Raw genomic sequence first — 12,277 nt, forward strand, 5'->3', positions numbered from 1 at the left:
AAAATCCGATATCAGTGATGATGTCGGATTTTTTATTTATTCACGTTTAACTGCGTAAATACCGCTTTGGCTAAAGTTGTAAAATCGACAAGCTAACAATCGCATTTGTGAATTAGCATCACGATAGTGATGCTTTTTATAAGGCATAGTGGCACTCTATTTATTCTCCCCGTTTTCGGTTTAGTCAGAGTCTGTTAGGCTTGTTTTTTGGGACTTACCATAGAATGAATTAGGCTTATTTTAGTGTGATTTAAGAGGCAATTATGATTTTGATTACCGGTGCAAGCAGTGGGTTAGGGGCGGCATTAGCTAAATGTTACCTTGATGATAACGAACAGGTGATTATTTCTGGGCGTAATAAAACGCGCTTGAATGCCGTAGCACAAGGGACAAACATCTCCGTTATCAGTGCCGATTTAACCTCTGATACCAGTGTTTCAGCCCTTTTTGATCAGCTTGATCAGGCTCAACAAACTCAATCTAGATTAAACACGGTTATTCATTGTGCTGGCAGCGGCTACTTTGGCAACATTGATACCCAAGACGCGGATTCGATATTTAGCCTTATTCAAAACAATGTTACATCGGCTATTTTACTGGTGCGTGAATTAGTTAAACGCTACCGTCATCAAGCCGTCAATGTGGTGATAGTGATGTCTACAGCAGCATTAACTGCTAAAGCTGGCGAATCCACTTATTGTGCAGCTAAATGGGCTGTGCGCGGTTTTATTGAGTCAGTTCGGTTGGAGCTAAAGGGCTGCCCAATGAAAATTATTGCGGTATATCCTGGTGGAATGGATACCGGGTTTTGGCCGACAAGTGGCAAAGCATTAGATACCTCTAGCTTTATGAGTGCGGATGAAGCGGCGCAAATGCTCAAACGAGCATTAATTGCCACAGAGCATGGTTATATCGCCGATATCACTATCAATCGAAGTTGATAGCTTTGTAAAGCAAACGGTCAATAGAATATCGATGCGCTTTTTATCCCACCTTGGAAGCTAAATATTGTCGTACCTAAAAATATTTTTAATACAAAGCAATAACCCCGTAGCTTAGCTTAATTCAACAGTGTGTTTGTCGAAAATCTAATAAAAAGGGCTGACGCATGTCAGCCCTTTTTTGTTAAATGGAAATATTTTGTGTTAGAAAAACCCTAACGGATTAATATCGTAACTGACCAATAAATTCTTAGTTTGTTGATAGTGATTTAACGCCACTTTATGGGTTTCTCGACCGACACCCGATTTTTTGTAACCACCAAATGCAGCGTGGGCAGGATACATATGATAACAATTGGTCCATACTCGGCCTGCTTCAATCTTACGTCCCATGCGATAAGCTAAATTCATATCACGGGTCCACACGCCTGCGCCTAAACCGTATTCAGAGTTATTCGCCAGTGCCAATGCTTCAGCTTCATCTTTAAACGTGGTTACCGAAATCACTGGACCAAAAATTTCTTCTTGGAACACCCGCATATTATTAGTGCCTTTTAGCAAGGTTGGCTGAATATAAAACCCTTTTTGGTAGTCGCCATCAATCGGTTCTATGTCACCGCCCAGCAACACTTCTGCACCTTCATCTTTGCCAATAGCAATATAGCTCATAATCTTATCGAACTGTTCTTGGGAAGCTTGCGCGCCTACCATGGTTTCAGTATCGAGTGGATTACCGCGTTTAATCGCTTTGGAACGTTCAATAATTTTGGCAATAAATTGCGGGTAAATATCTTCTTGGATCAACAATCTTGACGGGCAAGTACACACTTCACCTTGATTGAAAAATGCCAGTACCGCACCTTCAATGCATTTGCTTAAGTACGCATCTTCAAAATCAAATACATCTTTAAAGAAGACATTGGGGGATTTACCGCCTAGCTCAACGGTTGAGGGGATAATATTTTCTGCGGCGCACTTCATAATATGTGAGCCAATAGGCGTTGAGCCGGTAAAGGCTATCTTAGCAATACGTTTGCTGGTAGCCAGCGCTTGGCCTGCCTCAGCGCCATAACCATTGACAATATTGAGTACACCAGCAGGTAATAAGTCGCCCACCAATTCCATTAACACTAAAATAGACGCTGGGGTTTGCTCCGCGGGTTTTAACACCACGCAATTTCCTGCTGCTAATGCGGGAGCTAATTTCCAGGCGGCCATTAATAACGGGAAATTCCACGGAATAATCTGGCCCACAACCCCTAAAGGTTCATGAATATGGTAAGACACAGTATTGGCGTCAATTTCAGCCGCACTGCCTTCTTGTGCTCTTAAACAACCTGCAAAGTAGCGAAAATGATCAACCGCGAGGGGAATATCTGCATTTAATGTTTCACGCACAGCTTTGCCGTTGTCCCAGGTTTCAGCAACAGATAATAAGGTTAAGTTAGCTTCCATGCGGTCAGCTATTTTGAGTAATATATTCGAACGCTCAGCGGCTGAAGTAGCTCCCCACGACGCTTTTGCTCTGTGAGCAGCATCTAAAGCCAAATCGATATCGTGTTGATCAGAGCGTGGAATTTGGCAGAAAACTTGGCCATTAACTGGGCTGATGTTATCAAAGTATTTGCCATTGACCGGTTCGACCCATTGGCCACCAATATAGTTTTGATAAATCGATTTGAAGGTCATCACTGAGCCTGTTTCACCGGGTGCTGCGTAGATCATAATACTTTCCTCTAATTGTATTTGTTGGATTACTAATTAACCTAGAACAGTTATAGGAAAGTTTACTATTCTGAAAATCCATAGCTGTTGACTCACAGTACAAATAATTATCTGACCTGTGTTTTATGCGTTGCGCCAATAGTAAGGATTGTTGTACGGAATTGTCGTATGGGGTTGATAAGCGGGATTGTTATATCGAATAGATGTAACCCTGCAATAGGTGGCAGACATGATAAATGGATTTTTACAGCAAAAGCGCGCGGCGCCTCAAGTGCTGGTTGAGAATAAAATTAGCTTTGCTGGGCCCGAGGTAGAGCTGAGTATTTATGATACGTTTGAGCAAGCGTCCCGCGTAGCGTTGAAGTCAGATCAATTATTGTTTTGTGGTATGGTGACGGGCAAAAAAGTGATGCATTCGGTTGATGATTATGAGGCGGCTTTTTATCCCCATGAGTCTTTTATTATGGCGCCAAATCAGGCGGTAGAAATAGACTTTCCTGAGGCTAAAATTCATCAACCGACAACCTGTTTAGCAATAGAAATTTCGACTGACCGTGTGCAAACAATTGCCAATCAACTGCAAATGCGTACACCTATTAATAAAAGTTATGGTGATTGGCAATATCAGCAATCCTTAGTACACACCCATCATAACGAGCAAACCCAAGCTTTGCTTGAGCGCATGGTGCATATTTTTACTGAAAACGAAGTCGACAGAAATTGTTTAATTGATTTAGCCATTTCAGAATTGGTGATCCGTTTGTTACGTTTTCAAACTCGGGATTTTTTGTTGTGCCACAGTGAGAAAGACCCTGAGTTTAATGGCCTTAACTCGGCGTTGCAGTATATTAAAAGTCACTTAAATGAAGCACTTAATATCGATGCCTTATGCCGTCAGGCTTGTATGAGCCGGAGCAAATTTTTTTATCAATTTAAAATCCATTTTGGCTGCACGCCAATGGCGTTTCAGCAACAGATACGCATGAAACAGGCTGCAAAATTAATTGCCCAGGGGCAGCAAATTACTCAGGTGTGTTTTTCGCTGGGATATCACAGTGCAAGTCATTTCAGCCGCTTGTTTAAACAGTGTTATGGCATAAGCCCCACTGACTACAAGCTTCGTCACTTAAACAGTTAACCAAGTCATCTCTTGTGTATGCTTGCTTAGCTGTTGTAATCGTTTTCAGCGGCTAACAGCGCCAGTGCTTTTAAGGTTAAGGTTTCAGAGTAGGCATTTATTTTAGGATGCTCTGGGCTCCAGCCTTTAATAAAACGATGAAAGTCAGCCCAGGCAATGGCGTATAGCGGACGCCATGTACTTTCGAGTTGTGCTGAATTGATAGCGGGGTGGTAGTGCGCAACGCTGATGGTTAATTGCTTGAAATAAAAATCAAGATACTGCTGTACGGCTTGCTCTATGCTCGCTGTGGGTTGATTAAATACCATCACACTACTGAGAAAATAGGCCACATCTTTCATGCCGCAGCCTTTGCCAATGTATTGGAAATCGACCGCAGCCGCCTTAGTTGAGTCAGGGGTAAAACAAAAGTTGGCTAGCTTTGCATCACCGTGTACTAAGGTTTTAAACGGGCAATTATTAAGGGTGCTATCTAACGACGCAGCCGCATTTTTGAGTTTATCATCTTGTAATACCTCAAGTTCATCAGGCCTTGTTGCTAAGTGCCAGTAACTGCCAATCGGCCATAATCCCTCGCCAGTATGCTGCATAAATCGGCCATGAAAATGAGCCAGCCAGGTTAAACAGGCCTGAATAACCGATTGTGTTGGTTGGGGGTTAACACGATTGAAACCGAGTACGGCTAAATCTTCTAAAATGAGCAGTGTTTCGTGGTCAGTTGTTTCAATCCATAGACATTTTGGTAGACAAGAATCAGCCGTACAGAGATTGGCGTAATGCAGATACCAATAACTTTCTACTTGATACGATTGGAGTTTCCGCTGGTGTGATAAATCAGTGGCCCAGCCTCTGGGATGAGTTTTGGGCTGTGGGAATTGAATATGTTTAACAATGACCGATGCACAGTGATAACCCGTCAAATAGACTCTAACAAGCTCACCATAACCGCCCCAAAGTGATTGAATCGTGTCAACATGGGAGACGCTTTGCGCGCTAAGGGTGTTAACGATTTTTGCTAACTGTTGTGATTGCATATTACTTTGGCATTACCGGGCGAGATAAATCAAACCGATTGTCTTCGGTAACTGTGTAATACGCGGTTGGGCCGCCTGCTCTCATAACGGGTTCAGCGAGTGTGGTTTGATAGATACCATTGTCATCAATCAGGTGATTGGCGATATGCACCGCAATGACTTCACCAAGCACTAGCCAGGTATCAATATCTTGGCCATTGGCATCTTTTAATTGAATGCATTGGGTTAACTTGCATTCAAAGTTCACCGGACTTTCCGCCACTCTGTCTACCCCAATCAATTTACTCGGTGCAGGGGTTAAGCCCGCAAAGGCAAACTCATCTTCACCGTGGGGTAAAGCCGCCGATGTTTGATTCATTTTTTCAGCTAATTCACGGGTGGTTAAGTTCCACACAAATTCGCCGGTTTCTACAATATTGGCCACGCTGTCTTTCCAAGCTGTGCTGGCAAAACCGATAATGGGCGGGGTGTAATTGAAACAGTTAAAAAAACTGTAGGGCGCAAGATTGCGCTGACCTTTACCATTGCGTGATGAAATCCAGCCTATTGGGCGTGGACTGATAATGGCATTAAGCGGATCGTGGGCTAAGCCATGGCCTTCACTCGGTTGATAAAAATAGCGATCGTCTTGAGCCATTAGTCAGTTCCTTATTGTGATGAATGTTTGTTTTTTGAACATTTATGATCCAGCTCCCGCTTTTTTGTTGCGAACAGCCTAATATTAAATCATCAGAGTGATATCTAGCATACAAATTGGAGATTAGCATGCAAATGACATTGCGATTTTTAGGCGCGACACAAGAGGTTACTGGATCTTGTCATTTAATCACAGTTAACCAGCAATCTATATTACTTGATTGTGGATTAATTCAAGGGGGCAAGGCGGATGAACTTCGTAACCGTGACCCGTTTGATTTTCGGCCTGAACTCATTAGTGCCGTGGTATTAAGTCATGCCCATATTGACCATTCTGGTCGCTTACCGCTATTAGCAAAGCAAGGGTTTACAGGCCCAATTTATACCCATAAAGCCTCGGCAGAGCTGTGCGCTATTATGTTAAAAGATGCCGCTATGCTGCAAGAGCGAGACACCGAGCGGCAAAATAAAAAACGTGCCAAAAATGACTTAACACCGCTTGAGCCTTTGTTCACCCAGGACGATGTTGAACAGGTCTTAACCCAGTTTGTTGCTCTAGAATACGGCCAACGTTTTGCGGTGACAGACGATATCGAAGCAACGCTATCCGATGCGGGTCATATTTTAGGTTCTGCGGTAGTCGAGCTTTGGCTGGGGCAGCAACCTGAGCAAAAAAAGCTGGTGTTCAGCGGGGATCTTGGCCGTGAAGGCATGCCAATTCTGTCAGACCCCACCATGATAGAACATGCAGACTTAGTGATGATGGAAAGCACCTACGGCAACCGTCAGCATCGAAGCTGGCAAGATACCCTGACAGAGCTTAAAGGCATCTTTGCCACTACCATTCATAAAAGCCGTGGCAACATTTTACTGCCTGCTTTTTCAGTGGGACGGGCGCAAGAATTACTGTATTTATTCCATATTTATGCCAAAGAATGGGATTTATCGCGCTGGCGAATTTGTCTTGATAGTCCGATGGCAATTAAAGCAACCCAGGTTTATGTCAATAACTATCCATTGATGGATGAAGACTTTAAGCGTTTTACTCGCTTATCCCCTGGGCAACATCCCTTATTATCTACCGCCGAATTTACTAGCAGCACAGAAGAGTCAATCGAGCTTAATGATATACATGAAGGGCTAATTATTATTGCCGGTAGTGGCATGTGTAATGGCGGTCGCATTCGTAACCATCTAGCCCACAACCTTGCGCGCAAGGGCACTGATATTATTATCTGTGGCTATCAAGCTTTAGGTACTCCAGGGCGTTTGCTCGTCGATGGGGCTAAAGAGCTAACCATTCACGGTCAAAGTATAAAAGTGGATGCTAAAATTCATACTATTGGTGGGCTTTCTGCCCATGCTGATCAGGCCGAACTCTTAAGTTGGTATCGTCATTTTGTTGGTAATCCTCCTGTGGTATTAGTTCACGGAGAGCCTGATTCACAAAAAACATTGCTTGAGATGTTAAGTCAGGACCCGCAATTAGCTCCACAAAAAGGGGTGATCGTTGAAAAGGGCAACTGTTTAGACTTGAATGCCTTACCTGAATTAGTATGGGTACCTAGTTAATGAGGACAGTTATGTCCAGAGAGCCTTGGGCCTTTACACTTAAAAAGCGGAGATTTTATCATTCTGTAAATGGATTTTAATGTGTTAGCTTGTTAAATAACCTTTACTGACATGTTGAAATCAAATGCTGATATATAAATTATTACCGTCCTCTGCACTGGCTTGTTTGCAGGGGTCATTGCTTGCGTTACCTATTATTCTTCACCCTGCGTTTGCTAATGCAAATGTGCCATTATCTAGCAGCGTTAACAAAGCCTTACCACAATTAGAATCGCTTTATATTCACTTACACCAGAACCCTGAGTTGTCGTACCATGAAAAAAATTCCAGCGCTCGAATGGCGCAGGAATTAACCAGTCTTGGATTTACCGTGACCGAAAATTTTGGCGGTTACGGCGTGGTAGGTATATTCAAAAATGGTAAAGGACCGACAGTGATGATCCGCGCTGATACCGATGGTTTACCCATTATTGAACAAACGGGAAAATCTTACGCCTCTAAGGTAACCACACTTGATGCCAGCAATAATAAAGTGGGTGTAATGCATGGCTGTGGCCATGATATTCACATGACTAGCTTAATTGGTACAGCGCAGCAGTTAATGCAACATAAAGCCGATTGGAAAGGCACGCTTATGATGGTCGCTCAACCTGCTGAGGAAGTGGGCGGTGGTGCTAAAGCCATGTTAAAGCAAGGCTTGTTTAGCCAGTTTTCAACCCCAGATGCCGTATTAGGTCTGCATGTTAGTGCGACAATTCCCGCAGGTAAAGTCGGTGCAATTAGTGGTTATGCCCTGGCCAATGTCGATTCTGTCGATATCAAAATCAAAGGTAAAGGTGGCCATGGCGCATACCCACACACCACAATAGACCCTGTTGTTTTAGCTGCGCGCACTGTGATGGCACTGCAAACCATTCCGAGCCGTGAGATATCTCCACTTGAGCCCAATGTGGTCACAGTGGGGTCTATTCACGGCGGATCAAAGCATAATATTATTTCTAATGAAGTGATGTTGCAGCTAACGTTACGCTCATATAATCCTGATGTCCGTGAGCAACAAATCGCGGCGATAAAGAGGATAACTAAAGGCATAGCCATTAGCGCGGGTTTACCAGAAGAACTGATGCCTGAAGTGAATGTGCATGATGATGAAACCATCCCCTCTACCTATAACGACCCAATGTTAGCGGCAAAAGTGAAAGCCAGTATTGAAGCTGAAATTGGTGCCGATAATGTGCTCGTTGCGCCACAAGTTATGGCAGGTGAAGATTTTGGTTTATACGGCAGGACTGCCGAAAAAGTACCTATCACTTTATTCTGGTTAGGTGCAGTTGAGCCTCAAATATATGCCGATAGTGTGGCTAAAGGAGATACTTTACCGTCACTGCATTCAAGCCAATTTGCCCCAGATTATCGGTTAACTATCAGCACCGGGGTGAGATCAATGACCCGAGCCGCGATAGATTTGTTTAATCAGTAAATCTAAAAATGCCTGCATATGCAGGCATTTTTATTTCAGCTATTTTTTATAATAAGTGGTTATAATGCCACGAAATCACTCATTCATTATCGAGCTCCCATGACCATTATTATTACCACCAATGTCGGCGATATTCACATCGAACTCGATATGGAAAAAGCCCCTGTTAGCGCGAAAAACTTCATCAGATACTGCCAGGAAGGTTTTTATGAGCAGACTATTTTTCACCGTGTGATTAAAGGATTTATGATCCAAGGGGGCGGATTTACCGCCGACATGGCAGAAAAACCCACTCATGATCCTATAGCCAACGAAGCTAATCGCGGTTTGAGCAATGTATTGGGTACTATTGCTATGGCACGCACAGATGCGCCGCATTCAGCTACTGGACAGTTTTTTATCAATACCGCAAATAATAGCTTTCTCGATCATACCGCCACCACTAACAATGGCTGGGGTTATGCTGTGTTTGGCAAGGTCAGTGCAGGTATTGAGGTGGTGAAACAGATTGAAAAGGTTAAAACGGCAACGATTGCTGGCCATGAAGATGTACCCAAAGAGCCAATTATTATTGAGTCGGTGACGATAACCACCTAAGCATAACGAGTGAGCATCACAGCGGCCAAATAAAATTCATTACCGATTGAGGGGACTCGATTCGGTAGTGGATTGGTGTTACTGAGATAGACCATAATTACCTAATATAGACAGAATGTTACGACAGATTGTTACAGGCTGTTACCAAAAACCTTGTCACTATTACCACTAACTTTTACTCACACCTTCATTCCGTTGCCTATTGATGATAAAACTAATGCATCATACTAATTAGGTGTAGATAAGTATGTGCTAATAGCCGGTTTATCGAGAAAGAAGGTTTATCGAGAATGTTATGCAGCTTACGGATATAGAATTTCAATGTTTACAACAAGCTAAACAGTTGCTTGAAAACCCTGGGCTGGCGGCTAAGTTGACCGATTACATCGGCGCGCCTATTGAAAAAGGCTTTGCCTTGCTGCCAAAAAGTATTAGTTCAACAGTGACTAAAGTCACTCAAGCAGCCTTGATGAAGGCAAGCCAAGCGGCTTTATATACCTTAAAAAATCAACCAGGGACACAATCATCTAATAAGTTACATAAACTGGGCGTAGCAATAAGTGGTGGCGCAGGTGGTTTTTTTGGCTTGAGCGCGATAGCTATTGAACTGCCTATTTCAACAACCATTATGCTACGTTCAATTGCCGATATTGCTAGAAGTGAAGGTGAAATCATCACTGAACCCGAAACACAACTTGCCTGCTTGTCTGTGTTTGCTCTGGGGGGAAATACCGTTGAAGATGATCAATCTGAGCAAGGCTACTTTGCGGTGCGCACCGTATTAGCGAACTCTATTGCTGAAGCTGCCGAGTATGTTGCCAGTAAGGGGGTTTCAAAAGAAGCCGCCCCTATGTTAGTTAAATTAGTTGCCTTGATTGCGGAACGTTTTGGTATACAAGTGACTCAAAAGATGGCTGCCCAGGCTGTGCCTGCTATTGGTGCTGCCGGTGGAATAGTAATTAACACTCTGTTTATTAGCCATTTTCAAGACATGGCGCGGGGACATTTTGCCGTTAGGCGTTTAGAGCGAAAATATGGCGTAGCGCTTGTGCGTAAATGGTATGACGACATTGAACTAAAGCTCTAAACGATTATGGCCAGGCAGGTGCTATAACAATAAAAGCAGCAGTAAGCAGCATTACTTTAGTCAATAATCTAATAATCAAGATCAAAGCAGTATGCTTTGTTTCAACCAAGGATAGCCATAATAATGAGATTGAACTCAGCCATAAAAGGGATAGTGTACAGTGCGTTAGCTTTAGTTGGTTTACATACAAATGTAACTCTCGCTAAAGATAAATTAAGTTTTTTAGAATACACCATTGATGCCGACATAGAACTTGTTCAGCCTGCTATATCAGCCAATATTATGGACAATGAAGGCAATGAACTTATTGCCATTGGTGTCGATGATGATGCCCAACGTTGGCTATATATTTATGGTTTTAAGCAAGAAAAATTAAGCTTATTAGACAAACAACCATTAAGCCAAGCACTGTTTCGCTACGATGTTTATCAGCCTGAAGATGACAGTCAGCAATTACAATTACAAAAACTGTACTTTTTAAGTGCCGACACTTTGTGGCAATACCAAGTTGGTCATCCTGCGTTAGCGTCAATATCTGAGCAGGCTACGCAAAGCCAAATCAGTAAAGCTGCCAGTATTAGTTCAATTACCTTAACTCCCCAAGCTGATTTCATCTCCCGTGGAGAATTTGTCAAAGACATCAATAATGATGGCATTGCCGATATTGTTTTAAGTGACTTTAAAGCGATGCATATACTGCTAGCTAATAATGATCCCGCCACTGAAATACAGACCTTTACCACACAATCTTTACCTTTATTACCCAATATTGAATTAACCGATAATGGCGCACAATATAGTCAACCAACCTTGTATTTTTCCGACGCTAATTTCGATAACCGAGACGATATTATTAAAGTGGGCGAGGGATTATTAGAAGTTTATTTTCAGCAAGATAACGGTCAGTTTTTGTTATCGGCGACATTTATTCCTGTGAGTCAGCCTATCAGCGGAGTGAATTGGTGGAATAAGCGTGACATTTATGGCGGACAACTAGATCAAAGTAATTTGATGTACCGTAAAGTTGAAAAACTAGACGATATTAACGGTGATGGAATAACAGATTTAGTCGTGCGCTATACCAAAAGCAGCGGTGTATTTGATAAAAGTAATGATTACGAAGTGTATCTTGGCCGTAACAAGGACAATACCCTCAGTTTTGGCCGTAAACCTACTAGTGTTATTCGGGCTGAAGGCACATTATCTGGACTCAGTTTTGTTGATTTAGACAAAGACAACATAGAAGAAGTATTGGTGTCTGGTTTTGATATTGGCGTGTCACAAATTGTTGGCGCATTGTTATCTGGCAGCATTGACCAAGATGTGTATGTGTTCAAAATGAACAGTGAGTTTCAATTTCCCAAACAGGCTAATGTGACTAAAGAAGTTGAATTAAGTTTTAGTTTAACCTCAGGTCAAACCGGTGAGCCTGTTATTACTCTAGGCGACTTAAATGGTGATGGTTTTCAAGAGTTACTCTTATCAGATACCGAAAAACGCTTAAAAATATTTCAAGGCCAAAGTGGTGAGTCACCTTTTTCTAGCCGCAGTGATGAGTTGGAATTTACCTTACCTCAAAAAGGCTCGCTAGTGTCTGTGACCGACATTAATCACGATGGTAAAGATGATCTATTGGTTCATTATGGCCGCCAGGATGATAAGGCCTTGCAGCGCAAAATATTGGTCTTTATCGCCGAGTAATTATTTAGCGAAAATGTGTTAAATGTAGTTGTAGGCTGATTAATTCATCTCCAAAAGATTGAATATAATCAGCCTATTTTTGTATCTACAGTCTAAAATCTGAAATTTATTGATGTTGTTTTCCATCTCAAAAAATCAAAACTGAGTCTGTTTGCAGATTAATAATCTTATTGGTTTAGCTATGTCTTACAAAGGCAATTGATGCGATCAATATTAAGCTGTTTTACTGGTTTGTTGCCTATTTCGTTCTAATTTTAATATGTTGTATTTTGGTTAAATAAATAATGACACCGCTGTCATTGTTGTGGTGTAGTAGGGCAATAAATTTACAAAATACTACTCCAGTATTACGATAGAGATGAGGTT

General features: G+C 42.3%; 10 protein-coding genes. 7 read left to right on the forward strand and 3 right to left on the reverse strand.

The genetic code is table 11. The features are described from left to right. Positions 1–263: 263 nt before the first annotated feature. A complete protein-coding gene (locus FJ709_RS01825; RefSeq protein ID WP_226412899.1) occupies positions 264–941 on the forward strand; it encodes an SDR family NAD(P)-dependent oxidoreductase in 678 nt (225 codons plus the stop codon). Positions 942–1,145: 204 nt separating this feature from the next. On the opposite strand, the gene exaC is transcribed toward FJ709_RS01825, so the two are convergent. Continuing rightward, positions 1,146–2,666, reverse strand: a complete 1,521-nt coding sequence (exaC, locus tag FJ709_RS01830; RefSeq protein ID WP_226412901.1) for an acetaldehyde dehydrogenase ExaC — start codon at positions 2,664–2,666, stop codon at positions 1,146–1,148. 229 nt (positions 2,667–2,895) lie between these two features. Here exaC and FJ709_RS01835 point away from each other — a divergent pair, with 229 nt between their 5' ends. Next, entirely contained in the window at positions 2,896–3,804 is a 909-nt protein-coding gene (locus FJ709_RS01835) for an AraC family transcriptional regulator (RefSeq protein ID WP_226412903.1), read from the forward strand. Positions 3,805–3,830: 26 nt separating this feature from the next. Here FJ709_RS01835 and FJ709_RS01840 read toward each other — a convergent pair whose 3' ends face one another. Together FJ709_RS01840 and FJ709_RS01845 are read right to left on the reverse strand one after the other, a co-directional pair. Beyond that, positions 3,831–4,838 carry an ecdysteroid 22-kinase family protein gene (locus tag FJ709_RS01840; RefSeq protein ID WP_226412905.1) on the reverse strand — a complete coding sequence of 336 codons (1,008 nt, stop codon included), beginning with the start codon at positions 4,836–4,838 and terminating at the stop codon, positions 3,831–3,833. Position 4,839: 1 nt separating this feature from the next. Beyond that, entirely contained in the window at positions 4,840–5,475 is a 636-nt protein-coding gene (locus FJ709_RS01845; RefSeq protein WP_226412907.1) for a flavin reductase family protein, read from the reverse strand. Positions 5,476–5,603: 128 nt separating this feature from the next. Here FJ709_RS01845 and FJ709_RS01850 point away from each other — a divergent pair, with 128 nt between their 5' ends. The 5 genes from FJ709_RS01850 to FJ709_RS01870 all read left to right on the forward strand — a co-directional run bounded on the left by FJ709_RS01850 (position 5,604) and on the right by FJ709_RS01870 (position 11,911). After that, entirely contained in the window at positions 5,604–7,046 is a 1,443-nt protein-coding gene (locus tag FJ709_RS01850; protein ID WP_226412909.1) for an MBL fold metallo-hydrolase RNA specificity domain-containing protein, read from the forward strand. Between the two features lie 124 nt (positions 7,047–7,170). Next, positions 7,171–8,526: a M20 metallopeptidase family protein gene (locus FJ709_RS01855; protein ID WP_226412911.1), complete on the forward strand. Its 1,356-nt coding sequence runs from the start codon at positions 7,171–7,173 to the stop codon at positions 8,524–8,526. Positions 8,527–8,625: 99 nt separating this feature from the next. Then, positions 8,626–9,123, forward strand: a complete 498-nt coding sequence (locus tag FJ709_RS01860) for a peptidylprolyl isomerase (RefSeq protein WP_226412913.1) — start codon at positions 8,626–8,628, stop codon at positions 9,121–9,123. Positions 9,124–9,418: 295 nt separating this feature from the next. Next, the gene (locus tag FJ709_RS01865; protein ID WP_226412915.1) at positions 9,419–10,210 is read left to right on the forward strand and encodes an EcsC family protein; all 792 of its coding nucleotides are present in this window, start codon (positions 9,419–9,421) and stop codon (positions 10,208–10,210) included. Between the two features lie 123 nt (positions 10,211–10,333). Continuing rightward, entirely contained in the window at positions 10,334–11,911 is a 1,578-nt protein-coding gene (locus FJ709_RS01870; RefSeq protein ID WP_226412917.1) for an FG-GAP repeat domain-containing protein, read from the forward strand. Positions 11,912–12,277: the final 366 nt, after the last annotated feature.

The organism is Shewanella glacialimarina (assembly GCF_020511155.1).
Taxonomy (GTDB): Bacteria; Pseudomonadota; Gammaproteobacteria; order Enterobacterales; family Shewanellaceae; genus Shewanella; species Shewanella glacialimarina.

Bases quoted from the DNA above. Each gene is read 5' to 3' on its own strand.
- FJ709_RS01825 (WP_226412899.1), top strand. From the start codon at position 264: ATGATTTTGATTACCGGTGCAAGCAGTGGGTTAGGGGCGGCATTAGCT.
- FJ709_RS01845 (WP_226412907.1), bottom strand. From the start codon at position 5,475: ATGGCTCAAGACGATCGCTATTTTTATCAACCGAGTGAAGGCCATGGC.
- FJ709_RS01840 (WP_226412905.1), bottom strand. From the start codon at position 4,838: ATGCAATCACAACAGTTAGCAAAAATCGTTAACACCCTTAGCGCGCAA.
- FJ709_RS01855 (WP_226412911.1), top strand. From the start codon at position 7,171: ATGCTGATATATAAATTATTACCGTCCTCTGCACTGGCTTGTTTGCAG.
- FJ709_RS01835 (WP_226412903.1), top strand. From the start codon at position 2,896: ATGATAAATGGATTTTTACAGCAAAAGCGCGCGGCGCCTCAAGTGCTG.
- exaC (WP_226412901.1), bottom strand. From the start codon at position 2,666: ATGATCTACGCAGCACCCGGTGAAACAGGCTCAGTGATGACCTTCAAA.
- FJ709_RS01860 (WP_226412913.1), top strand. From the start codon at position 8,626: ATGACCATTATTATTACCACCAATGTCGGCGATATTCACATCGAACTC.
- FJ709_RS01865 (WP_226412915.1), top strand. From the start codon at position 9,419: ATGCAGCTTACGGATATAGAATTTCAATGTTTACAACAAGCTAAACAG.
- FJ709_RS01870 (WP_226412917.1), top strand. From the start codon at position 10,334: ATGAGATTGAACTCAGCCATAAAAGGGATAGTGTACAGTGCGTTAGCT.
- FJ709_RS01850 (WP_226412909.1), top strand. From the start codon at position 5,604: ATGCAAATGACATTGCGATTTTTAGGCGCGACACAAGAGGTTACTGGA.